This window comes from Ureibacillus sp. FSL K6-3587, from assembly GCF_038593165.1.
Taxonomy (GTDB): Bacteria; Bacillota; Bacilli; order Bacillales_A; family Planococcaceae; genus Ureibacillus; species Ureibacillus suwonensis.
The window spans coordinates 344819-369605 of sequence record NZ_CP151969.1 but is presented as its reverse complement, the minus strand read 5'-3'; the positions used below and the strand labels follow the sequence as shown (position 1 = coordinate 369605).

The window sequence follows — 24787 nt, the reverse complement described above, 5'->3', positions numbered from 1 at the left end:
AATGTTAAGTGAATTAAAAATAGAAAAAATTAGGATTGATAAATCTGAATTTCATTTTAATCCAAATTTTAATAATACTTCAGAAGAAACTCCATTAAATGTTAGCTATGGTGTTGAAATGTTAATAAACAAAGAAGATGAACGCAGTGCTATTATTTTGTTAAGATGTGGCATTAATTTGGAAGAAAAATTTGAGAATGTACCTTTTACTGTTGACACTTTGACAGTGGGGTTTTTCAAAGTAGATAAAGGAGATATTAAAGAATATTTAATTAACGCAATCAGTATTCTAATTCCATATTCTAGATCGCATATAGCAACTTTAACAGCTATTTCCGGAATTCCTCCTGTTACTTTACCAGCAATAAATGTACTTCGTTTGTTGGAAGAGTTAAAAGAACAAGATGAGGAATAAATCCTTATGTCTAAACTCTAGGCATAAGGATTTTTACTTTTTTATCTCACCTATTTCTATACACACGCTCGCCGAATTTTTGTCCCAAAATTTGCCCCAATTAGCCCCAAAATCATTCGTTTTTATCTATCATTTTGCTAAGTAAAGTAAACGAAAAAGTGCTTAAAATCATTGGAATATCAATATTCCTGTTGTTTTTCATTCATCGCTTTGCTAAATAAAAATATCATTATCCGATACACGACATTAGGTCAGGAATCCTAAAGGGTCCCCGGATTTTCCCAGACATCTCTATCCAACGCCAAACTCTTTTATATAAGGGTTTGGTTTTTTTTGCCGATTTAAAGGAGCAATTTCCGATTTGTAATATATTCTTTATCTTGAATTTTCAGGAAACTCATAGTATTTTAGAATAGTGATCAACATGATCGATTCTACTATAAGTACATAAGTATTTTTACGTATGTAAAGCATTCAATGAATTAGGTAGGTGGGAGCAAGTTGAAAAGAAGTATTACTGGAAAAATGATTGCAGTTTTTTCTTCCATTATACTGCTTTCCTGCATCATTATTTCCTACACGAGTTACAGATCGTCCGTGAAACTGGCGGAAGAATCCTTGAGCGATGTGGCGCGGAATATTGCGGAAAGCGCCGTCCGTCTGATTGATGCGGAACGATATCAACAGGAAATTACGTTGGCGAAGGGGCCTGATACCGCTTATTATAAAGAGCTGCGCGAAAAATTGAATGATTTGAGGGAAAGTACGGGGCTTACATATCTCTTTACCATGGGAAGAGAAAAAACAGGTGATGATTATACATATTTTTATATGGTGGACGGTTTCCCTCTGGATTCGGATGAAGCATCGCAAATGGGGGATGAGGAAGACGTAACCCTATACCCGAATATTGTCAAAGCTTTTGAAACTGGTAAAGCGCAAGTGCAAATCTCCAATACAAAAGAATTCGGGGCGCTTGTTACAACCTATGTGCCCATCCGATCCGAATCCGGGGAAGTCATCGGAATTGTCGGTGCCGACTTGGATGCGGCCACTTTCTTTGACGTCATGAATTCCAACCGGACACAATTAATCATGATTACCGGCATTATTTTACTTATAAGCATACTTGTCGTATATCTTTTCTCGGTTTATTTGATTAAACCATTAAAGAAATTAACCAATGAAATCGAAAAAGTGGGAAATGGCGATTTATCCGTCAAATTTGAAGTGAAACGCAAGGATGAGATTGGCGCATTGACCAATGCATTCCAAAAAATGATCGGCGATTTGAAACAGATCATCCATGGAATCAATGACAGTTCAAGCCGGTTGGTGGATTCATCCGATCATTTATTGGCGAGTGCCAGTGAAGTGAAGGAAGGGAACGAACAAATCAATGCTTCGATGACGGAACTGTCGGAAGGGGCGGATCATCAAGCCAATTCAACCAGCCAAGTGTCGGAAATCATGGTTCGATTTACAAATCATCTCCAAGAAGCGCGGGATGAAGGAGTCAAATTGGCGCATTCATCCAATGACGTCATTGAAATGACCAAAACAGGCACGGAGTTGATGGCCGACTACGAGAAACAAATGGAATCCATCCATCAAGGGGTGAAGCGCTCCATCGAAAAAGTGAAGGTTTTGGATGCCCAAACCAACATGATTACAGAACTGGTCAAAATCATCCAGGATATTGCGGAGCAAACGAATTTATTGGCATTAAATGCGACGATTGAAGCGGCACGCGCCGGAGAACATGGAAGGGGATTTGCGGTTGTTTCCGAAGAGGTACGGAAACTTGCGGATGAAGTGTCCAATTCCATTGGCAATATTGTGAAGATTGTTGAGGGCATTCAACGGGAATCAAAAGAAACGGTGCAATCCCTTCAAGACAGTTTCTTGCAAGTGACGGAGGGGACATCGAAAATAAAAACAACAAGAGAAACATTCAATGACATCAACCAATCGATTTTACAAATGCAGTCGAAAATCGAAACCATCTCCAATCATTTGCAGGAGGTATTCCTTGAATGTGAACAAATCAATGATGCCGTCAACCATATCACGGCGGTGGCACAGGAGTCTTCGGCAGGAATCGAGCAGAATACCGCTTTGATCCAAGAATCAACCAGTGCCATGGATGAAATCGTCTCCTATTCGAAAGGAGTCGCCGATTTGGCCAAAAACCTCAACCAATTGGTCAGCCGATTTAAAATGGAAAGCTGAGATGGGATGGAAATCTTTACAAAAAAATAGAATCAAGGGCGGGACAACCCCAATGTCAGAAACTTATACAACCAATAATTTACAGTTAGTAGGCAACCATCTGGTTGTCTACTTTTAAAAATACTATTCAACCTACAAAGTGTTGATAATTTTCTAAAATCGGCTAAAAAAGGCAATAGGATGCCCGGGGCTTAAATTTTTATTTTTTTAAGCCCCTAATTTATTTACATTTAATAAACAAATAGGTTATATTTATCCTACGTATTGTTTATAGACACCTTTTTTGGTTTAGGGGATACTTTGTTGAGGACAGACCATTCCTTCGTGGGTAGCTTCTCCCAAACCGAATAGGTGTCTTATTTCTTATAATCACTTTCATGATTTTTGTAAACATTCTCTCTCTTTTGATTGGACAATCTTCTAATAATAAGTGAACCATCCTATCTTTTAATTTTCCTATTAAGATATTTGTGTTTACTTGATAATCATGTTTTCGTCTTTTTTTCTTACTCTCCTCATTAATTGTTTCATTGGCATCATTTCTCAATAAACTGACCATATTCGATAAATATATTGATGCATAGAAATCTTGTTCAATTGCGATTTTCGAACTACCCGTGAAATTTTCTATTTCGATTTTATTTTTCACATCATTATATTCTGTTTCAATTCCCCAGCGTTTAAAATAAAGAGATTTAAACTCAGAGATATCAAACTCTTCCTCGGTTAAATTTGTGACAAGTATTTCTTCCGTGCCAGAATCCAGTGGGAATCTAACTACACGAGCAGTAATCACTTGTTTCCTATGTATTATATGAATGTTTTGATCAGCATCTTTCGCTTCGACAATTTCCTTTATCGTATTTTTTTGACATCGCATCACATATTTGATACCAAGGGCATCTAAATAGGCAATAAAATCTCTCGATGGATACCCTCGATCAAATAAAAAAAGATCATTTTTTAATCCAATTTGTACGAGTTCTTCAATCATATCCTTTGCACTATCTCGCTCAGCTACCTTATATGGATTGATTCTAGAAGTAATAATGATTCCATTCTCAAGATCGTAAATACAAGAGGCACTAGCTCTTGCATAACTTGTCTTATGATTTTTTCCATACCCAAAATAATTTCGAAGCTCCTCAGTATCAGGAATTTGGAGCACACTTCCATCGATTGCGCAAAGTCTAAATCCACGATAAGTTTTAAAGGAATTTTCTTCATAATACCAATTCACAATCGCTTTTGTAAGTTTTACAAAAGCGAGAGGAGAAATCTTTTTTCGTGCGGCTGAATAGCCTTGTTTGGAAATACTAATTTCTGATAAATTAAATTTGTCGAAAAAGTCGTCAAGTTCAATTTGGAGGCTCTTTTTAACAAAGTTTAAGCTAAATAGAATAGTATTTTTAAAATTTAACTTCTTTTCTTTTCGTGTAAAATACGTTTCTTTTGTCCGAGATTCAAGCATAAACATCACATCATTCAGCAACTTTCGAGTAATCTCAATTGCCCCTAAAAAAGTACTTTTTGTTTTCAAAAAAACCACCATCCTCGTTTTATTAACCAAAAATTGGATTCTAAAACGATTTTGGTGGCCTTTTTAAAATTACAAGAGGCTTATTACCTAATTTTATAAAAGTTAAATTAAATATTATTTTCCATTAAATGTAACGTTAAGTTGATGACATTGGGGACAACCCCGCCCCAAAATGGAAAAAGGAGAATTTGGGAAGGCTCAAATTCTCCTTTTTATCTTGAAGTTTCTCCGCTCCGCAGCATCGGGCAGAAAAAAGGTGCCTAGCTTTGTTGCCTGGCACCTTAATAAGTTACGGTGATCGAAACGAGGTAGTCTTTCTCTTTCGTGCGTTGAATCTCACTCACATTCCAGTTCAAGTTCTTATATTTTAGTCCGTTTGTGGCTGCGGAAATGATCTGTTTGAAATTGTTAAGTACATTTGGTTTGTTTGTTACGTACCGGAACGTGAAGTTCTTTTCTTTTTTGGAAATCTTTGTTTTTAAATATGTAGAGAATTTATTGTCATCCACTGTATAATCGGAAGTCAAATATTGGAGTCCTAAGCTCTCCATCAGCTTCTTGTCGTCGCGTTTTGTCAGTACTTCTATATAATATGTATTTGCGCGTGGATATGTCTTTTCGATACCGGTGGATCCTCCATCTTTCCAGCTGTGGCTTTGGCGGATCTCATCATCGGCCAACAGATAATAATCGTATGTAACTTGCCCTTTTTTATCCGGAGTAGGATCGTCCCAAGTAACATCCAAGTGATACCACTTGCCATCCAGTTGAACGAGATTCCAGGCGTGGCTATCGCCTCCAGCTTTACCGCTGATCAACCGGACCGGAATATCCAGTTCCTCCAACATTTTATAGACCAACATCGCATATCCATTGCACAGTGTTTTCCCTTTCGTCAAAGCGAAGTATGGTGCATTGTTCGCCTGATTGTAAGTTGTGTCATATGCCACATTTGATACGACATAATCATGGACGGCTTTCACTTTTTCGTGGTCGTTCATCGATGATTTGATGATTTTCGCTAAAATTTCCTGAACCCGCTTATTCACATAATCCACTTGTTCTTTTGTTTGATAAAACGTTGCTGTGAAATTGATGGTCGCTTCATTTCCCTTTCCATTCCAGGTAAAGCGATAGTTTCGGTAGTCATAAAACAAATATTCATCCTCGGATAATACTTCTTCCACCGTCTTTGTAATTTTGTCCGTCAAATTGTTCAGGTCCCCGTTATACTTGATGGAAAAAGAGGTTTGCCGATTTTGGAATGCGGTTCTGATTTGCTCTTTCAGCGGATTTAAAGAAGAATCGGCAGTTGCTGTCAGCGAAGCGACGGTTTTTGTATGATGGTTGGATGCGTCCGAATTTGCGGTGGCATTTTTAATGGTAAAATTCATCTGCAATTCATTTGTTAATGGCTTTTGCTTTTCCGATAAAACATTGTCCGTCACAACCAACCGGTATGTTGAACCATAAGCATAGCCGGATTCCGGTGCCTCCACAACGACTTTGTATCCTCCATCGACCACTTTCGGTTCTTTATCCGTCACTATTTTTCCATTTTGATCAATAACGTGGATGTTTTTTATATGGACAGTCCCTTGATCGACTTTCTGATTAAAATAGACCGTAAAATCATGATGCGGATCCACATCCTTCTTATCAATCGGGGATGCTGCAAAAATTTCAGTTGATCCGATGAACAATAAAACAATAAATAGGATGATGGAAACAGAGCCTCTTATGAATTTCATAGTATCCCTCCTTTTATTATTTGGGAGTATTCTATCATAAACGTGAATAAAAATTGAAAAGTCTTTAGAATTAACTTAAGATTGAAACAACATCCATACGACTACTTAATTAGTTATATATTGGTATAATTGGTTATATAAAAAATTCTTATTATTCAAACTTTCATCCTAAAACGAGGTAATTATAAAAGCCCTCCTCCAAAGGTCAAGGGCTTTTGAAGCGAAGATATTTTAATGTTTGCAAAGTTTCTTCCATTTATAATATGAAAATGACATCCTTCCAATAAGAGCGCTAAAACTTGCCGGATCGTCCTTCGCCAATCCTTGACTTTACCGGCGGGAATTCGAATATTTGAAGCTCGCTGACGGGCGGAAACTGGAGGATGGATAATGGAGAAACTTATCAACAGCTCTTTTTTGATGACTATTCGTAATACAATTCGCTTTTTTCAGGATTGTACGGTGGAGGAATCGGTCCGGTTATTGTTGGGGGAGATCCATAAATGTAAAAAATGCGGAACATCCATTCCTTCCAAAAGAAAAAATACGGGCAATTTCATTTGCGGAATATAAATCCGGTTCATTGACAAGGCCTTTATTACTGATAGATTGATAATTAATTTGTATTTTTAAAAAAATAATGATAGTCAATGAAAAGAAAATGTAAAATTATTAACCACATAAAGTGCTATAATAGAAATTGTTGAATGACTATAGATAGAACCAAGGTGATTATATTAATGATACAAATGAAAGAGGTTTACAAAAAATACCCAAACGGTGTGGTGGCTGTAAACGGTATTTCTGTCGATATAAAACAAGGTGAATTTGTTTATGTGGTAGGCCCTTCCGGTGCGGGGAAGTCGACCTTTATCAAGCTGATGTACCGCGAAGAGATTCCTACTTCCGGTGAAGTGATCATCAACGGAATCAATACTTCCAAATTGAAGAAAAGGGAGATTCCCCATTTTCGAAGGAAGTTGGGGGTTGTTTTCCAAGACTTTAAGTTGCTTCCGAAGTTGACCGTTTATGAAAATGTCGCTTTTGCAATGGAAGTCATTGAAGAGCAGCCGAAAACCATTCGGAAGCGGGTATTGGAAGTGTTGGATTTGGTCGGATTAAAACATAAAATCCGCATGTTCCCGAACGAGCTGTCCGGTGGGGAACAGCAACGGGTTTCCATTGCCCGCTCCATTGTGAATATGCCGAAAGTGGTCATTGCGGACGAGCCTACTGGAAATCTGGACCCGGAAACTTCCTGGGATATCATGAAAATCTTTGAAGATATCAATTCTTTGGGGACAACCGTTGTCATGGCAACGCATAACCGTGAAATCGTAAACAAAATCCGCAAGCGGGTGATTACGATTGATGGCGGCATGATTGTCCGGGACGTCTTTGGAGGTGATTACGGTTATGAAATTTAGAACCCTCCAGCGGCATTTCCGTGAAAGTCTAAAGAGTTTAAGCCGGAACGGATGGATGTCTTTCGCCTCGATCAGTGCGGTTACGGTGACGCTCATATTGGTCGGTATTTTCGCATTGGTGATGATGAATTTAAATCATATCGCGGATAATATCGAAAATGATGTGGAAATCCGCGTTCTAATCGATATTATCAACGATCCGAAAGAAATGAAGGCCGCTGAAGACAAGCTCATGAAACAGGTGGAACGCTTGCCGGAAGTGGCGGAAGTCAAGTACTCTTCCAAGGAAGATGAATTGAAGATTTTGATTGAAAACTATGGCGAAGATTTCAGTTTATATGAACAAACCAATCCATTGCGGAACGTTTTATATGTAAAAGCGAAGGATCCGGAGCAGACGGCGGATCTTGCGAAAAAAATTGATAAGCTCGATCATACATATGACGTCATTTATGGGGAAGAAAAAGTTGAAAATCTGTTCAATTTCTTAAATACTGGCCGCAACATTGGCCTGGTTTTAATTTTGGGTCTTTTATTTACGGCGATTTTCTTAATCTACAATACGATCCGTATTACCATTGTCGCCCGCAAAGACGAGATTGAAATTATGAAACTGGTGGGAGCGACAAGCTCTTTCGTGCGCATTCCTTTCTTATTTGAAGGATTGTGGCTTGGCGTGCTTGGGTCCATCCTTCCGATGATTGTTGTATCGGTCGTTTACTATAATGTGTACAACAAGTTGACTCCAAAAATTCAAGGAAACATGTTGCAGCTGCTTGAAGTGACCCCTCTGGTTTATGAAGTGAACCTGATCGTCTTGGCACTTGGCATTTTCATCGGTGTATGGGGCAGCTTCATGTCGGTTCGGAAATTCTTGAGAGTTTATTAGAAACAAGGAGGCACTATTTGATGGGAAACTTTTTTAAACGCCATTTCAAAATCATTACGGCGATGATCGCTGTACTGCTTTTCATACAGATACCTGTTACATATGCGGCAAATCTGTCCGATTTAAAAAGCAAACAGCAGCAAGTGGAACAACAGAAAAAAGAATTGAATAGTCAAATCAATCAAAAATCCAGCGCAATCAAATCCAATGAATCCAAACAGAAACAATTGTTAGCCCAAATTGATAAATTGATAGACCAAATTTCAAAAACAAATCAAGAAATCAAACAAGTAGAAAATGAGATTGGACAAGCCAATCAAGAAATTGCCGCTTTAAAAGAAAAAATTGAAGCATTGCAAAAAAAGATTGATGAACGGAATGCATTGTTGGAAGAACGCGCCCGTGCATTGCAGGCAAACGGTTCGGTTTCATTTTTGGATGTGTTGTTGGGCGCCAACAGCTTCGTTGATTTTATTGACCGTTTTTCAGCGGTCAATACGTTGATCGATGCTGACCGCCAAATCATCCGTGAACAAAAAGAAGACCAAAAACAATTGGAAGACCAAAAAGTGGTATTGGAAAATACAAAAAGAAAACTGGAAGAAAAACAAAACCAACTTAAAAACTTAAAAGCTTCTTTGGATTCCCAAAAACAAGAAAAAAATAAATTGATTGCCGAACTCGAAAAAGAGCAACAAAAACTATTAAGCGAGAAAAAATTATTGGAGAAACAATATTCCGAGTATCTTGAAATCAGTCAAGACTTGGAAAACCAAATCGCGGAACTTCAAAGACAACAATTAAGCAAAGCTCAGTCTTCCGGAAATTTACCGGTTTCATCCAGCGGTTTCATGAAACCGACAAATGGTGTGTTGACAAGCGGTTATGGTTGGAGAAATTTAGGTTATGGTCCTGAGTTCCACTATGGTGTTGACTTGGCTAACCGTGCAGGAACGCCAGTCCTAGCCTCAGCAGATGGTGTGGTCACTTATGCATCCGCCCTAAGCACGTACGGAAATGTGATCATGGTTACGCACAATATTAACGGCCAAATCTATACAACATTATATGCCCATTTAAGAGCATTTAATGTCGGCGTTGGCGATGTGGTAAAACAAGGCCAACAAATTGGTGAAATGGGAGCCACTGGACGCGCGACAGGTCCTCACTTGCATTTCGAAGTGCATATCGGTACATGGCGTGGACAAAAAGCGGGCGTACAAAATCCGTTAAATTATATTTCCCTATAATGTAGGAAACAAGCTGTTTAGAAAGTGAAATTCTTTCTAAACGGCTTTTTTAATTGAAAAATTTATTTTTCAATCTTGTCAAACATTATCAAAATTCATTGGCCGGATTTTATGATATGCTATAAGATAGAATAATTTCAAAGGAAGCAGGCTGGAGGGGTTCAATGAGCAACAACATGAAAAAAGCGCTTGGGGCAATTGTGATCATCGCTTTGGTCGCGATTGCGACGGGCATGTTTATCCATGATAAATTGGAAGAAAACAAAAAAAATGCCCTCGATGATGATACACCGGGATATGAAGTGGGCAAGGGCAGTCCCCAAAGTGTCGGATTAGGAAAGCCGGCGCCGGATTTCACATTAAATACATTGGATGGAAACCCGTTGACCCTTTCCGATTTAAAAGGGAAGAAAGTGATTTTGAACTTCTGGGCGACATGGTGTCCGCCTTGCAAAGATGAAATGCCGCATTTCCAGGAGTATTACGAAAAGTATGCGGAAGAAGATAATGTGGAAATTGTCGCGGTGAATTATACACTCAACGACAAAATGGCAAGTGTTGAGAATTTCGTGAAAAGTTATGATTTAACCTTCCCGGTGCTGTTGATGGAGGAAGAAGATGTCAGGGAGACATACAAAGTTTATACGCTGCCATCCACCTTTTTCATCAACTCCAAGGGCGTAATTGAAAAGCAAGTATTGGGACCGTTGGATTTGGATACATTGCGAAATTATGTGACGGCATTAGAATAAAAAAATCGCTCTTTTGCATGTGTTATTGCTCCTCTTTTCCACATAAATTGAACGAGAGGAGGATAGTGAGTGCGAAAGAGTCGATTTTTTTTCATTTTTGCCATCATCTGTGTGTTGTTAGCCATCATTGTGTATTGGAAAAGCGTGACAAAGCAGGAAACGGATTTGAAAGGAAGCAATATCCCGGTCATTGACCAGGCTTTTACCCTGATCAAAGAGAAATCGGTGTTTGATACGAAAGATGAGGAATTGATTGAAGGTGCCTTAAGGGGAATGACGGAAGCGATCAAGGATCCATACAGCACCTATTATACGGAAAAGGAAGCGGCCATTCATCGCCAGTCTTTGGCAGGGCAGCGGGTAGGCATCGGCATTGAAATTACGGAAAAGGATGGGCGATTTATCGTCGTTTCACCTGTGAAATCATCTCCCGCTGAAAAAGCAGGAATCCGTCCGTTTGATGAAATCGTGGAAGTGGATGGCGTCCGTTTGGAAGGCAAAACCCTTGGAGAGTTGCTGCAATTAATTCAAGGAGAGCCCGGTGAAAAAGTGTCGCTGGTCATTTATCGTCCAAGCACAGACAGGCATATAAAAATCACGGTGGAGCGGGCGGAAATTGATAACCAGACAGTGAAATGGAAAGTCATTCCAATAGAAGAATCAAAAATCGGCTATGTTTCCATTTCGATGTTCGGGGAAGACACGGTGGAAGAATGGGTGGAAGCAACGAAACGGCTGTTATCGGAAAAAGTGGATGGCATGATAGTTGATTTGCGAGACAATCCTGGAGGTTATTTACATAGCGTCGCGGGCGTCGTAAGTAGCATCGGGAAAGAAGGGGACATTTTCGCATATATGCAAAATGCGGAAGGAACGATGGAAGCATTTAAAACGGCAAAGCTGGATGTGGATGACGATTATTTAAAAAGAATGAAGACGATTCCGTTGGTTGTTCTCCAAAATGAGGGCAGTGCATCGGCCAGCGAAGTGATGGCGGCAGCGTTAAAAAGTTGGAACCGGGCAATCATTGTAGGACTCAAGAGCTTTGGAAAAGGAACGGTGCAAGAAACGTACGATTTGGAAAATGGCGGGGAATTGAAATTATCTACAAATAAATGGCTGACTCCTGATCGGGAATGGATACATGGAAAAGGCATCGAATCGGACATTGAAGTGGAGCAACATCCATTGTTTGCGATGGAAATCATGCCGCTCCGGGGTGAATTCGCGGAAGGGGATTATAGCGAAGAAGTGGCCTATGTTCAAAAAGTGTTGAGCGGTTTGGGATACAACTTGTCAAGAACGGACGGGTTTTATGATGAACAAACGGCGGAAGCGGTGGCCTCCTATCGGGAGAAACACGATCTCGAAAGCGGACGGCATATGGATGATGAATTCTTCGCAAGCATCCGCGATCAAGTGGCTTCATATAAGGAAGACATGGAACATGATGTGCAGTTGAAAATGGGCTTGAGCGTCATGTTGCACAAAATCAAAGGGAATATATAGCGGATTTGTGAGAGAAGGGCAAATGGCGGAAACAATGAGGTTTTCCCATTTGCTCTTTAATGTTTGACGGGTTTTTTCAGATCTTTAGGGCGGTGAATGTCTTTATGGATTTTGCCTGGTTGTAAATATATTTTAGTGATGAAATTACCTTTGTTTCAAAGAAATCCATAAAACTCCTGTCATTTTCTATATGGAAATCATTTCTGTTCACTAGTGTCGCATAAATAGTTTCTGAAATTTCAGTTTTTATTTTTTCTACGAAATAGAAAAAATTGAAAATACCTAAACAAAGGTAGTAAACATCCATTTTTTTACTATAACTTGTGACTAGTGCAACAACAACAAATAAACCCTTATGGGACGCTTTTTCCCTCAATTTTTCGTAACCAAATGTGAGCGGATTTCCATAAAGAGGCCTTTAAATAGCGAGTAATTTGTATGTAGCTTCGATTGCTATTTGTGTTCAACTGTGCTAACACATTTAGACAATATACAATCATCGCTAGATACACTTGGTTGTGTACGGCTTGTTCACTATGTCCATAAAACTTTTTGATGTTCAAATGCTGTTTCATCCATTTGAAGAACAATTCAATAGCCCAGCGTGATTTATAGATTTCTGCGATTTCATCCGCACTCATGTCGAAACGATTCGTCAGTAGATGCAGTTCGTTTCCTTTTGTATCAACCAATTTCAGTAAACGGAACGCATTCTCAGAACGATTTTGTGTAGTGCCAATGACCACCATTTCATCAGACAAAACAGATGAATTTTCTGGTAGTGAAAAGGTCTCCAATACACGGACTACAGCGTTTTTCCGTAAACGGGAAACAAAGAAATAGCCATCATCCGTCATACGATCAAAGCGCTCGTAGTCTAAGTAGCCCCGGTCGAACACATACAGGCATTCTTGATCGTCGATGAATATCTCTAATTGCCCTCGATCATGTTCAATGGCGTTCGTCAATGTGGCTTTGTCTGGGTAAGAGTACCCTTTTTCCATGAAAACAAGGCGCAAGTGCAACTTGACACCTGATTTTGTTTTTCGAAACGTTGCCCACGGATAGTTGGCTAAAGGAAGTGGTAATGTACTCGAATCAACGATTTTGAGTGGTGTTGTCACTTTTCTTCGCTTTTGAAAATGAGTTTTCTCATGAATTTGGACCACTAAATCAAGAAAAATGGTTTGAAAGAAAACAGTAGGAATCGAATTGATGCGTCTTCCTAACTGTGAAAAGCTAATCGATTCTAATCCCGTTGCACGTTGTAATTCTTCGGAGAAAACAGCGTCGCTCAATGCTCGCAAACTCTCTGTTTCATGAAGTTGAGCATATAAAAGGAGTTTCACAAAAGAAGCCATATAAAGCTTCTTGGTATAGCGATTTAATTGATGTGTTTTCACCAATTCCTTAAATAAGGAAGAATTAATGGGTGAAAACCATTGTTCAAATGATGTTTTTCGTGTAAACTTATCCATACATGTGTTCCTTTATTTTGGATTTGGATAGGTTTACTACCACCAAACCATTATAAAGGATTTTTTTATGGAAAAGTTTACTAACAGAATATTCTGTATTATCAATCGAATTGTGTTATTTTAATGCGACGGTAGTGATTTCTGTTAATAAATTCCTGATTTCCCCCTACGCAAATTTTTATTACTTTGATACAATGAACAGTAGTTAGTAGGAAACGGCGGTGGGATGAGTGATTGAGATTTTATTGGAACTGTTGAAGGCAATTGGCAGAATGTTTATGAATCCATTATTATATCTTTCCATATTGATGGCGATTGTACTGGGATACGTCCGTGTCAAAAGGGAAAGAAAGTTCTTTAAAATCCGGATTTTGTGGGGTTGGACGGAATTGATTGGCCTCATCAAGGAAGGAATCTGGTTCGCACTTATGATTTCAGTGCTTACCCTGCTTTTCGGATTAACTCAATCCATCGAATTGTTATTCTTTGTGACGGCCTTCAGTATCCTCGGCCTGCTCCTTTACAATTTCCATCTTCTTTCGCCTATCGTCCTGATGGGATTAAGCCTCGGCTCTTTAATGGTGATGTATGATCAACATTGGTCGTTTGAATGGCTGGGGTTGACGATCCAGGGCGTGGACGTGATGGAAGGTGCGGCTGTGACAAGCGCTTTGGTCGCAGGATTATTGCTGATTGCGGAAAGCCGTTTAATCAAGAAACATGGCATGAATTACGCATCACCGATGATTGAAAAATCGAAAAGGGGATTGAATGGCGTCGCTTTCTTTACGAAAAAATTGTGGCTGTTGCCGATTTTTTTCGTTGTGCCCGGACAAGCAATTGATGCTTATTTTCCTTGGTGGCCGCAATTTTCATTGAACCACCATCAATTTTCTTTGGTTTTATTCCCTTTTGTTGTAGGATTCCAACAGTTGACAAGACGTTCCTTGCCGCTATATGTTTATCCTAAATTATCAAGGGCGGTTCTTATTTTAGGAGAATTGGTTCTCATCGGCGGACTTGTCGGCTATTTTTATCCAATCGCGGCGGTAGTGACGGTGTTTGCAGGGGCATTCTTCCGTTTATTGATTTCATATATTTTTAAAGTTCGCGAACGCCGGGATGTGTATGCGGTTTCTGCCCATCCAAGCGGCGTGATGATTGCAGCGGTATTGCCGGATTCACCGGCGGAAAAAATGGGGCTGCAGGCCGGAGAGATTATTCGCAAAGTGAACGGAATGGAAGTGCATAATGAATTGGAGTTGTATAAAGCCCTTCAAATCAATGCCGCCTACTGCAAATTGGAAGTGTTGAATCATAAAAATGAACTGCGCTTGACGCAGCATGAAGTATATAGCAAAGACCATTACCGGATCGGTTTGCTGGTGGTTGAATAGAATGTGCAAGATGGCTTAATTCCTGAAGATGGGAATTGAGCCTTTTTTTTTATATAAAATTGGGGTGTTTATGGCATATCTGAGCAAGAGGATGATTTATCTGAGCAAGGGTGGACCGCATCCGAGCAAGAGCATAAATTATCCGAGCAAGCGGACAACATATCCATTTAAAAACAAACCCGCCCGCGCAAGATCGCACACCACAGCCATAAAAACAAAAAAGAGCGAACCTTCTCCATTCGCCCTTTCCTATCCAATATCCCCTTCTAAAAGAAATTCCGCAAAATTGCCACCGTCAAAACCCCGACAATCACCGTTTTCGATAAACTCTTCGTCCAAAGGGCAACGAGCAGTGTAGGCACAAAAGCAACCGTGTTTTCCCCATTCAACGTGACGAATTTGCCTTCCGTATTCAACAATGATTGAAAAACCAGCGCGCTCAGAATGCAAACAGGAATAAATTGCAGCCAGCGCAACACCACTTGCGGCAATTCAAGATTCCGCACCAAAATAAATGGAATGACGCGGGGCAACCAAGTGACGAGGGCGCATCCCAAAATTAATAAAACCATCAATAACGTTGTCGTCATTTTTCCGTGATCACCCCAATCGTCGCCACGATGACGGTGGATAAAAGCACCGCCAAATGGCTCGGCATGAAATAAGAAAGAATGTACATGGCGCCAAACACACAGCCAATCAACTTCAAATAATGCATGAGCTTCCCTCTGCTTGCATTCGCCAAATTCAGTACAAGCAGCGCGATAAACATCGCCACCAAGGCATAATCAAGGCCCCATCGATTAGGGTTTGGAATCCAGTTTCCGACAAGTCCCCCAAGAACACAGGCGGCAATCCACGTCAAATAGGCGGTCAAATTTAAACCATCCATCCAGCGGCCGCCCAGCTGTTTTTCCCGCCCCATTTTCGTCACTGCAACGCCAAAGGTTTCATCCGTCAGCAAAGAACCGAAACCGACATTGCGCAATGCGGAATAGCGGGTGAAGTATGGGGCGACAGTCAGGGACATGAGGAAAAGTCTCAAGTTGACGATAAACGTGGTGATGATGATGACGGACATCGGTGCGCCGGCCACATACAACCCGGCAAAAATGAACTGGGCGCTTCCGGCATACACAAGAGCCGACAGGAGAAAAATCTCCAAAACGGATAATTTTGAAGCAATCCCTACGACTCCAAAGGCAAAACCGATACTTATGTAACCTAACAATGTGGGAATGCAATCTTTCATTCCCTGGAAGAACGAATCTTCCGTCGCAGTTTTTGCAATTTCTTTCATTTCCTTGATTTCCGTTGCCACGCCATCCAACCCTTTCATCCGAATTTTCGAGATACATGATCCCCTGTTGCAACTTTATGAACACCGATTCGTTACAGTACAATGGGATCCATTTGTGTACTATAATGATGAAGAAAATCGGTCTAAAGTTTACCATTTAATGCTAATTACGTATTATAATTAAATCGTCAGAATATTCTTCTTTCGTTTTATATAGTATACATTTGTCTTTTAAAATAGACAATAGGGTGGAACAAAAAATGGAACAAATGAATCGCTACATTGGCATGCAATTAAAAAAAATCCGGAAAGAGCGCAGTTTAAGTTTGGATGATGTGGCAAAAGCTACTGATGTAAGCAAAGCTCAGCTTGCCCAAATTGAAAAAGGGGAAGCGAATCCGACCGTTTCGACTTTATGGAAAATTGCCGCGGGATTAAAGATTTCTTTTTCATCCCTCCTGCAGCCGCCAAAAACGTTTTTTCAAAAATATAGCGTGGATCCAACTACATACGTTTCGGAAGAGGACGGAAAATATCGCGTTTACTCCATCATTCCCTATGACCCGGAAAGGGGATGGGAATTTTATAAAATTGAAATGGATCCCGGGGTGACCCATAAAAGTGAACCGCATACGGAAGGGGTGGAGGAAACGGTGACGGTCATTGCAGGACAAGCCGTAGTCCAATGCGGGGATATGAGGGAAAGTTTGACGGAAGGGGAAACCCTCCTTTTCTCCGCCAATCAGCCCCACCAGTATGAAAATCCAACCGATCATGTGACGGTCTTGCATTTAATTATTCAGTATCGATAGAGGTGGAACATGTGAGTGATTGGTTTACCATTGAAAACATCGAAGCTTTGGAAGCGCAGTACAGGACCCTGGGACCAATTATTGGTTTACTTTTCCCCTTTTTGGAAGCCTTTCTTCCATTCCTGCCTTTGGTGGCGTTTGTCGTGGCAAATGCCAGTTCCCATGGCCTTTGGATGGGATTTTTGCTTTCCTGGGTTGGAACCGTATCGGGATCCTATTCGGTCTTTTTGCTTGTCCGGCAATTTGGAAAATATCCGAAAGTGCAAAAATTCATCAAATATAAGAAAATGCAGAAGCTCATCCGTTGGGTGGATATGAAAGGGATCGCCCCGCTGTTTATCTTGTTGTGTTTTCCCTTCACCCCGTCGGTACTGGTGAATATTGTCGCGGGACTATCCGATATAAAGAAGAAAATCTATTTGGTTGTATTGTTGACCGGAAAATTTGTCATGATTTTGACCATCAGTTTGCTCGGGTATGATATTGGGGCATTGTTGCGCAGCCCAATCAAATTGATCCTCGTCATCGTGGCCATTGTCCTGTTGTGGATCATAGGAAAAATCATTGAAAAATATTTGAATAAACGCGTTGAACGAGAGCTGAAAGAAGTTTCGAAAATCAGAAAACAAAAGAAGCTGAAAATGACGCCCAAAGAATGAGCGGTGTGGCAAAATTTCCGCAATGTCCCGAAAATCAGACATTTTCGGGGCTTTTTTCATTAACGTTAGATGACGAATCGATGAAAAAATATACTATAATTATATTACGATTTTCATAAAGAAGGAGGAGCGACATGTCATTACGAATCATCAGCGGACGGGCCGGGACAGGAAAAACGGCCTTAATACACCGTGAAATTGTGGAAGAAGTGAAATCCAATCCTTTTGGTCCCCCCATTTATTTGATCGTTCCGGATCAAATGTCCTTTTCGACGGAATACCAGCTGACGAACCACTATGGGATCGAAGGTTTGATCCGGGCCCAGGTCATGACTTTCAAGCGATTATCCTGGCATATATTGCAGGAAACCGGGGGCATCGCCAAAGATAAAGTGGATAAAATCGGCTATCGCATGCTCCTGAGACGGCTGCTGGAAGAGAACAAAGACCAATTTGCTTTATTCGGCCAAGCTGCGGACAAACCGGGATTTACGGAAGAAATTGAAAAGATGATCAGGGAATTTAATCAGTTCAACATCGATAACCAGGCGTTGAAAGTGGCGATCGACCAATTTGAACAATCGGAAGCTCCTCATACATTGATTGCGAAAACGAAGGACTTGCAAATCATTGTTCAAAAATTGGAAGAAATATTAGGAGACAGGTATGTGGAAGGGGACGGACTGTACCCGTTTTTAATCCGGCAAATGAAGAACTCCGAAAAATTGAAAGATACCCATGTATACATCGATGGATTCACTTTCTTTACCGTCCGGGAGTTTGAGATCATCAAGCAGCTGTTGACACTGACCAAACGGGTGACGGTGGTTCTTCCATTTGAAGATGAAAAGGATAAAGATGATGAGCAGGCGGTGTTCCATCGCGCGGCGTTGATGTACGACAAATTGCGGCAAGAAGCGATAAATTTTGGGATTGAAATCGAACCGCGCATACATATGCAAACGGTGCATCGTTATCGAAATAAAGATTTACGGCATGTGGAACAAGAGTTTCATGAGCCGGTTCCGGATAAGATGGAAGCGGAAGGTTTTGTCCAAATCATTGAAGGATCCAACCGCCGGGCAGAAGTTCATGGAATTGCCCGGGAAATAAAACGGTTGGTGCAAGAGGAGGGCATTCGTTATCGTGATATAGGGATTATGTATCGGCAAGCGGAAGTGTATGATCCGTTGATTTCGACAATTTTCGCCCAATACGACATTCCTGTTTTTACGAACGAGAAAAAGCCGATGCTGCATCATCCATTAATAGAATTCAGCCGTTCCGTTTTGGAAGTGGTCACATCCCGTTGGAAATATGAGCCGATTTTCCGCAGTGTGAAAACGGATTTATTTTTCCCCCTCCATTCCGATGTGAAAGAAATGCGGGAGAAGGCGGATCTATTCGAAAACTTCGTCATTGCCCAAGGAATTTACGGGGATCGGTGGATGCAGGATGATCGATGGTTTTATAAAAAATACCGCGGCCTGGAGTATGTTTCAAAAAGACAGACCGATGAAGAACAGAAGGTCCAAGCGATCATTGATGAAATGAAAGGGTATGTCCGGGAGCCATTGCTGAAATTGGAGCGGGAATTGAAGAAAGCCCGGAACGGGAAGGAAATCGCCTTTGCTTTATTCTCCTGCATGGATGAATTGCAAGTGTTCGAAAAACTCCAGGCGTTGAAAGATAAAGAGCTGGAAAGCGGCCGTTTGGAAGAAGCGATGGAACATGACCAGGCTTGGAACCAATGGGTGAATGTGCTTGAACAATTCGTTGTCATGTTTGGTGACCAGCCTTTGACGGTGGAGGAGGCCGCAAAAATTTTGGATGAAGGTTATAATACCCTCACTTTCTCCAAAATTCCTCCGGCCATCGATGAAGTGACGGTTTCCCAATTGGAGTTTTCCCGCTTTGACAATATGAAAGTCGTGTTCGTCATCGGCGTGAATGACGGGGTGTATCCGATGCGGATCGACTATGAAGGGCTGATGAACGACTCGGATCGGGAATGGTTTTCAAGCATTGATATGGAATTGTTCCCGACTTCAAAACACCGTTTAATGGAAGAAAACTTCTACATTTACCGTGCCTTTTCTTCTCCGACGGACCGGTTGTATGTGACTTATTCAAGCAGCGACGAGGAAAGCAAGGCGCTATTGCCATCCCTATATGTTCAGCGGCTGCTCAATTTGTTTGAAGTGGATGGTGAAAGCACGCTGCCTCAACAACGGATTTTCGTCGATCCGATTGAAGAGTGGGATCGGTCCCATGTGCTTTCATATTTGCGCCATCCGAGAACTTCCCTTGCCTACCTGATGACCCAGTTGAAGCAGGCGGAATCGGAGGAACTGGCACCGGAATGGCAAGCGTTGAAGGCATTTTATGAACGGAGCGAAGAATGGAAACCGGTGCTTGATCTTGTGATGAAGCCGCTCAAACAGAAAAATGTTTCGGAACCGTTGCAAAAGCCGTTGACGGAAGCATTGTACGGGGATGAATTGACTTCCAGCGTGTCGCGCATTGAAAAATATTTCAGCTGTCCATTTGCCCATTTTGCAACTTATGGCCTCCGCTTGGAACAGCGGCCGGAGTTCCGGCTGGAAACCTTTGAAATGGGGGACTTGTTCCATGAAGCATTGAAATGGATTTCCATGGAAACGAACCGTTTGAATTTGCCATGGAATAAATTGACGCGGGAACAATGCGCATATCTTGCCCGTGAGGCGGTGGAACGGATTGTGCCGGCCTTCTCCCACCAAATCTTATTAAGCAGTTCCCGTTACCGTTACATTCAGCGGAAACTCATGCGCATCATCGAAAAAACGATGGTCGCCTTGACGCATCATGCGAAAAGTTCATTTTTCAAACCGGTTGCCGTGGAAGCTTCTTTTGGTCCGAAAGAACAATTGCCGCCATTGGAAATTCCGTTAAGAAGCGGCGGACGAAGAATGCAATTGCGCGGCCGCATCGACCGGATTGACTATGCAAAAGTGGGGGACAAAACGTATTTGCGCGTCATCGATTATAAATCATCGGGCAAAGATTTGGATTTGAATGAAGTGTACTACGGCCTATCTTTGCAATTGTTGACGTATTTGGATGTGGCGGTGGAAAACTCGTTCATCTTGTTGAAAGAATCGGCATTGCCGGCAGGAGTGCTCTACGTCCATGTGCAAAATCCGCTATTAAAAATTGAGAAAGAATTAAATGAAATGCAGGTCGAAGAAGAACGGCTGAAAATGTTCAAAATGAGAGGGCTGCTGGCGGAAGACCAGGAGGCTGTGATGGCAATGGATGAACGTCTGGAAGTGGATGGCAAGTCAATCATCATTCCGGTATCCATTACGAAAAAGCAGGAATTTGCCAAAACTTCGAAAGTGGTCCCTCCTGATGCGATGCAGGATTTGCGCCGATTTGTCCGCAAAAAACACCAGGAAGCGGGGGAATCCATTTTAAGCGGTGACACCTCCATCCGGCCGTTTAAGTTGAAAAACAAAACGGCCTGTGATTATTGCCAGTTCAAGTCGGTGTGCCAATTCGACCCGACGGAAGGCGAATATCTGCGGTTGCAGGCGGACAAGCTGCCGAACGTGATTGATAAAATTCGAAAGGAGTTGAATGTTGATGAATCCGATTCCTTCTAAACCAAAGGACGCCACATGGACTGACGAACAATGGAAAGCCATTTGGGCAACGGGGCAGGACATTCTCGTTTCTGCTGCGGCCGGTTCAGGGAAAACGGCTGTGCTGGTCAACCGGATGATTGAAAAAGTCATCTCGAAGGAAAATCCGATTGATGTGGACGAACTGCTCGTCGTGACCTTTACAAACGCCGCAGCAGCGGAAATGCGCCATCGACTCGCCGGTGCCTTGGAAAAGGAAATTGCGAAGAATCCGCATAATGCCCATTTGCGGAAGCAGTTGAGCCTTGTCAATAAAGCGCAAATTTCCACATTGCACTCCTTTTGTTTATCCATCGTTCGGCAATATGCATACATGATTGACATTGATCCGGGATTCCGCATTGCCAGTGAAGGGGAAATCTCTTTATTGCGGGATGATGTGATAAAAGACGTCATGGAAGAAGCCTACAGTGCGGAAGAGGACTCGGACGTGAACCGCATTTACCGGTTGGTGGACAGTTTCACCTCCGACCGGGATGACCAGGAAATTGAAAAGCTCATCGAACAGTTGTATGACAATGCAATGGTGCATCCGGAACCGAAAAAATGGCTACAATCCCTTGTGGAGCAATACCGGCTTCCGGATCACATCACGGTGGATGAGCTGCCTTTCATCGGACATGTGAAAAATGCCATTGAATTTCAGTTGGAGGAAGCAAAGTCTCATCTCTTGTCGGTCAGAAAATATGCTTTGATGCCGGATGGTCCGTACCCCTATGGGGCGACGGTGGAATTGGATTTGGCGCTCATTCAGGAGGCGTTGCGGCGCATCCGTTCTTCCTGGCAAGAAGCGTACGATTTCTTTACAACGTTGAAATGGGAGACCCTTGCCCGGGTGGCGAAAGATTCCTGCGATGAGGAATTGAAGAAGAAAGCGCAGGATAAACGGAATAAGGCGAAAGAGGTCGTAAAAAAAATCCAGGAAACGTATTTTGCAAGAAAGCCGGAGCGGCTCATTGAAGAAATCCGCCTCATGGCACCGGCGATCGAAACATTGGTCGAACTCACTCTGAAATTTGGCGAGAAATTTAAGCAGGCAAAGCTGGAAAAAGGCATCATGGATTTTTCGGATTTGGAACATTTCGCCCTGGAAATATTGACGGTGGAAGAGGATGGACAGATCAAGCCGTCTCCTGTCGCGTTGGAATTTCAAAAGCGGTTCAAAGAAGTGCTCGTGGATGAATATCAGGATACGAATATGCTGCAAGAAACGATTTTGCAACTGGTGAAAAGCGGCGATGAAAGCAATGGCAACATGTTCATGGTCGGGGATGTGAAGCAGTCCATTTACCGTTTCCGTCTGGCGGAACCGATGCTCTTTTTACATAAGTATTTAACCTTTGAGGAAGAGCCGAAAACAAGCGGTTTAAAAATCGATTTGAATGCCAACTTCCGCAGCCGGAAGGAAGTCCTCCACGCAACGAACTGCATCTTTGAGCAGGTGATGGGCGAAAAGGTCGGGGAAATCACTTACGACGAGAAGGCGGCTTTGAAACCGGGCGCGCCGTACAATGAGGAAGAAGTGCCGGTGGAATTGGCCATCATCCACGAAGAACAGCCCGATGCTTCATCCGGAAGTGACGAGGAAGAGGATTTGGAAGCCATCTTGGAAGAAGAGATGAAAAAATCCCAGCAGGAAGCCCGCTACATCATTCAGCGCATCAAAGAATTGATGGAGGCCGGGGCGACCGTTTATGATACGAAACAAAAAGACCCGGCGAAAAGAACCCGCCCGTTGCGTTACAGCGACATCGTCATTTTGATGCGTTCCATGACGTGGTCAAACGATATCATCGAGGAATTCAAGGCGGCCAATATCCCGTTATATGCGGAAAGCTCGAAAGGGTATTTCGATGCTTTGGAAGTCATGATCATGATGAATTTGTTGAAAGTCATCGATAACCCGTATCAGGATATTCCATTGGCATCGGTTTTAAGGGCGCCATTTGTGGGGCTTACGGAAAATGAATTGGCGCTGATCCGTTTAACCGAAAAGAACGCGCCTTTTTACGAGGCGGTCAAAAAATTTGTTGAACAGGGCCATTCAGGACTTGAAGCCCAAGCCCAATCCAAACTTGAGAAGTTTCTGCGGCAGCTTGATACGTGGAGGGATATGGCACGGCGAGGCAGCCTTTCCGATTTGATTTGGAAAATTTATTTGGACACCCATTACTATGAAATGGTTGGCGCCATGTCCAACGGCAAACAGAGACAAGCCAATTTGCGTGCCCTCCATGACCGGGCATTGACTTTCGAAAAATCTTCTTACCGCGGTTTGTTCCGCTTTTTGCGGTTCATCGACCGGATGAAAGCCCGCGGAGAAGATTTGGGCATCGCCAAAGCCATTGGAGAAAAGGATGATGTGGTCCGATTAGTGACCATCCACTCATCCAAAGGGCTTGAATATCCCGTTGTATTTGTGGCGGGACTGGGCAACAAATTCAATCTGAAGGATTTCAACGAACCGTATCTATTTGATCAAACTTACGGTCTTGCAGTGAAAGCGATCGACCCGGACAACCGGATCATGTACACTTCATTGCCGTTCTTGGCCATGAAGGAAAAGAAAAGATTGGAAATGATTGCTGAGGAAATGCGGATTTTATATGTGGCGATGACCCGGGCGAAAGAGCGTCTCATTCTCGTCGGCTCCGTGAAAGATTGGGAGAAAACGAAACACAGTTGGTGTGAAATGCAAAGCTTGCCCCACCATGAGATGCTGCCGGACTATGTAAGGGCGGGAGCAAAAAGTTACCTTGATTGGATCGGTCCAGCCATCAGCAGACATGAGGCTTTTAAAGAATTCAGTGATGAAGAATACATGCCGATACCGCATCCGTCCGCCTGGAAAGTGAGTGTCATCTCCAATGAAACGTTCCTGAAAAAACCGTTGGAAGCGGAAGAGTCGGCAACCAACGGACAAATGGAAGAAGTGGATGAACACTTGCTGCAAGAGCTCAACCGCCGATTTACTTACGCATACCCGTTTGAACGGGCGACGAAGAAAAAATCGAAAACAAGCGTATCCGAAATGAAGCGCATTGAAAACTTGCGGCAGGATGAAGAGCAGGATGCGGAGATCATGAAGCTCATCTTAAAAAAACGCGGTAAATCCCTTGTGAAGCGGCCATTGTTTATGGAAGAAAAACAGTTGACGGCGACGGAAATCGGGACAGCGATGCACACGGTGATGCAACATGTGCCGCAGCAAGGGTTTGAAAGCATGGAGGAAGCGCAGCAATTCCTTGATGGGCTTGCCAATAAACAATTGATTACGGAAGAAGAACGGAAAGCAATCGAGCTGGAAAAACTGTTGCATTTCTTCCAGACTCCAATCGGACAGCGGTTCAGCCATGCGCAAAAATTGTACCGGGAAGTGCCGTTCACATTAAACGTGAAAGATGCGGACGGCGATTCCCAAATCATTCAGGGGATTGTCGATTGCCTGATGCTGGATGAGGATGGAAGATGGGTGCTTCTTGATTACAAAACGGATAAAATTTTGCCTTCCTTTGAGGAAGAAGAGGCGCTGATCCGTGAAGTGACGAAACGCTATGGGGTACAAATCCGACTTTATACGGAAGCGGTCGAAAAGATTCTTCGCATCAAAGTGGATGAAAAGATGCTCTACTTGTTCGATGCCGGGAAAGAGGTGCAATTGGGGTCGCTGGTTTGAAACATCATTCGTCA

At 42.2% G+C, this 24787-nt stretch carries 18 protein-coding genes; 13 read left to right on the top strand and 5 right to left on the bottom strand.

Annotation, left to right across the window (positions count from 1 at the left end; all coding sequences use genetic code 11):
* Nucleotide 1: 1 nt before the first annotated feature.
* A complete protein-coding gene (locus tag NSS77_RS01830) occupies nucleotides 2-415 on the top strand; it encodes a hypothetical protein (RefSeq protein ID WP_342470129.1) in 414 nt (137 codons plus the stop codon).
* 501 nt (nucleotides 416-916) lie between these two features.
* Nucleotides 917-2647, top strand: coding sequence for a methyl-accepting chemotaxis protein (locus tag NSS77_RS01825; protein ID WP_342470128.1), 1731 nt, complete (start codon nucleotides 917-919; stop codon nucleotides 2645-2647).
* 268 nt (nucleotides 2648-2915) lie between these two features.
* Here NSS77_RS01825 and NSS77_RS01820 read toward each other — a convergent pair whose 3' ends face one another.
* Both NSS77_RS01820 and NSS77_RS01815 read right to left on the bottom strand, forming a co-directional pair.
* Nucleotides 2916-4196 (bottom strand): IS4 family transposase, encoded by a 1281-nt coding sequence (locus NSS77_RS01820; protein WP_340715701.1) that lies wholly within the window; start codon nucleotides 4194-4196, stop codon nucleotides 2916-2918.
* A 272-nt stretch (nucleotides 4197-4468) separates the two neighbouring features.
* Nucleotides 4469-5938: a transglutaminase domain-containing protein gene (locus tag NSS77_RS01815; RefSeq protein WP_342470127.1), complete on the bottom strand. Its 1470-nt coding sequence runs from the start codon at nucleotides 5936-5938 to the stop codon at nucleotides 4469-4471.
* Nucleotides 5939-6328: 390 nt separating this feature from the next.
* Between NSS77_RS01815 and NSS77_RS01810 the strand changes: the two genes are divergently transcribed.
* From NSS77_RS01810 to NSS77_RS01785, 6 genes are all read left to right on the top strand, one after another.
* Nucleotides 6329-6511, top strand: a complete 183-nt coding sequence (locus NSS77_RS01810; protein ID WP_342470126.1) for a hypothetical protein — start codon at nucleotides 6329-6331, stop codon at nucleotides 6509-6511.
* Between the two features lie 167 nt (nucleotides 6512-6678).
* Nucleotides 6679-7365 carry a cell division ATP-binding protein FtsE gene (gene ftsE, locus NSS77_RS01805; RefSeq protein ID WP_342470125.1) on the top strand — a complete coding sequence of 229 codons (687 nt, stop codon included), beginning with the start codon at nucleotides 6679-6681 and terminating at the stop codon, nucleotides 7363-7365.
* A complete protein-coding gene (gene ftsX / locus NSS77_RS01800; protein ID WP_342470124.1) occupies nucleotides 7355-8254 on the top strand; it encodes a permease-like cell division protein FtsX in 900 nt (299 codons plus the stop codon). Before ftsE ends, ftsX begins: the two co-directional genes overlap by 11 nt.
* 20 nt (nucleotides 8255-8274) lie before the next feature.
* Complete coding sequence (locus NSS77_RS01795) at nucleotides 8275-9504, top strand: peptidoglycan DD-metalloendopeptidase family protein (RefSeq protein WP_342470123.1); 1230 nt, start codon at nucleotides 8275-8277, stop codon at nucleotides 9502-9504.
* 164 nt (nucleotides 9505-9668) lie between these two features.
* Entirely contained in the window at nucleotides 9669-10256 is a 588-nt protein-coding gene (locus NSS77_RS01790; protein ID WP_342470122.1) for a redoxin domain-containing protein, read from the top strand.
* A gap of 69 nt (nucleotides 10257-10325) precedes the next feature.
* Nucleotides 10326-11765, top strand: a complete 1440-nt coding sequence (locus NSS77_RS01785) for a S41 family peptidase (protein WP_342470121.1) — start codon at nucleotides 10326-10328, stop codon at nucleotides 11763-11765.
* Between the two features lie 353 nt (nucleotides 11766-12118).
* On the opposite strand, the gene NSS77_RS01780 is transcribed toward NSS77_RS01785, so the two are convergent.
* A complete protein-coding gene (locus NSS77_RS01780) occupies nucleotides 12119-13243 on the bottom strand; it encodes an IS4 family transposase (RefSeq protein WP_342468459.1) in 1125 nt (374 codons plus the stop codon).
* Between the two features lie 230 nt (nucleotides 13244-13473).
* On the opposite strand from NSS77_RS01780, the gene NSS77_RS01775 reads away from it, so the two are divergent.
* Nucleotides 13474-14640, top strand: a complete 1167-nt coding sequence (locus NSS77_RS01775; RefSeq protein WP_342470120.1) for a PDZ domain-containing protein — start codon at nucleotides 13474-13476, stop codon at nucleotides 14638-14640.
* Nucleotides 14641-14906: 266 nt separating this feature from the next.
* Here NSS77_RS01775 and NSS77_RS01770 read toward each other — a convergent pair whose 3' ends face one another.
* Together NSS77_RS01770 and NSS77_RS01765 are read right to left on the bottom strand one after the other, a co-directional pair.
* Nucleotides 14907-15230 (bottom strand): AzlD domain-containing protein, encoded by a 324-nt coding sequence (locus NSS77_RS01770; protein ID WP_342470119.1) that lies wholly within the window; start codon nucleotides 15228-15230, stop codon nucleotides 14907-14909.
* Nucleotides 15227-15940: an AzlC family ABC transporter permease gene (locus NSS77_RS01765; RefSeq protein ID WP_342471175.1), complete on the bottom strand. Its 714-nt coding sequence runs from the start codon at nucleotides 15938-15940 to the stop codon at nucleotides 15227-15229. Before NSS77_RS01765 ends, NSS77_RS01770 begins: the two co-directional genes overlap by 4 nt.
* A 260-nt stretch (nucleotides 15941-16200) precedes the next feature.
* On the opposite strand from NSS77_RS01765, the gene NSS77_RS01760 reads away from it, so the two are divergent.
* The 4 genes from NSS77_RS01760 (at nucleotide 16201) to addA (ending at nucleotide 24773) form a co-directional block, all read left to right on the top strand.
* The gene (locus tag NSS77_RS01760) at nucleotides 16201-16752 is read left to right on the top strand and encodes an XRE family transcriptional regulator (RefSeq protein WP_342470118.1); all 552 of its coding nucleotides are present in this window, start codon (nucleotides 16201-16203) and stop codon (nucleotides 16750-16752) included.
* A gap of 11 nt (nucleotides 16753-16763) precedes the next feature.
* Entirely contained in the window at nucleotides 16764-17411 is a 648-nt protein-coding gene (locus NSS77_RS01755; protein WP_342470117.1) for a TVP38/TMEM64 family protein, read from the top strand.
* Between the two features lie 134 nt (nucleotides 17412-17545).
* Nucleotides 17546-21058 (top strand): helicase-exonuclease AddAB subunit AddB, encoded by a 3513-nt coding sequence (gene addB, locus NSS77_RS01750; RefSeq protein WP_342470116.1) that lies wholly within the window; start codon nucleotides 17546-17548, stop codon nucleotides 21056-21058.
* Entirely contained in the window at nucleotides 21036-24773 is a 3738-nt protein-coding gene (gene addA / locus NSS77_RS01745; protein ID WP_342470115.1) for a helicase-exonuclease AddAB subunit AddA, read from the top strand. Before addB ends, addA begins: the two co-directional genes overlap by 23 nt.
* Nucleotides 24774-24787: the final 14 nt, after the last annotated feature.

Coding starts and splice junctions, on each gene's coding strand:
- NSS77_RS01765 (WP_342471175.1), bottom strand. CDS start 15,940: ATGAAAGAAATTGCAAAAACTGCGACGGAAGATTCGTTCTTCCAGGGA.
- NSS77_RS01760 (WP_342470118.1), top strand. CDS start 16,201: ATGGAACAAATGAATCGCTACATTGGCATGCAATTAAAAAAAATCCGG.
- NSS77_RS01830 (WP_342470129.1), top strand. CDS start 2: ATGTTAAGTGAATTAAAAATAGAAAAAATTAGGATTGATAAATCTGAA.
- addB (WP_342470116.1), top strand. CDS start 17,546: ATGTCATTACGAATCATCAGCGGACGGGCCGGGACAGGAAAAACGGCC.
- ftsX (WP_342470124.1), top strand. CDS start 7,355: ATGAAATTTAGAACCCTCCAGCGGCATTTCCGTGAAAGTCTAAAGAGT.
- NSS77_RS01815 (WP_342470127.1), bottom strand. CDS start 5,938: ATGAAATTCATAAGAGGCTCTGTTTCCATCATCCTATTTATTGTTTTA.
- NSS77_RS01795 (WP_342470123.1), top strand. CDS start 8,275: ATGGGAAACTTTTTTAAACGCCATTTCAAAATCATTACGGCGATGATC.
- NSS77_RS01790 (WP_342470122.1), top strand. CDS start 9,669: ATGAGCAACAACATGAAAAAAGCGCTTGGGGCAATTGTGATCATCGCT.
- NSS77_RS01780 (WP_342468459.1), bottom strand. CDS start 13,243: ATGGATAAGTTTACACGAAAAACATCATTTGAACAATGGTTTTCACCC.
- NSS77_RS01770 (WP_342470119.1), bottom strand. CDS start 15,230: ATGACGACAACGTTATTGATGGTTTTATTAATTTTGGGATGCGCCCTC.
- NSS77_RS01810 (WP_342470126.1), top strand. CDS start 6,329: ATGGAGAAACTTATCAACAGCTCTTTTTTGATGACTATTCGTAATACA.
- ftsE (WP_342470125.1), top strand. CDS start 6,679: ATGATACAAATGAAAGAGGTTTACAAAAAATACCCAAACGGTGTGGTG.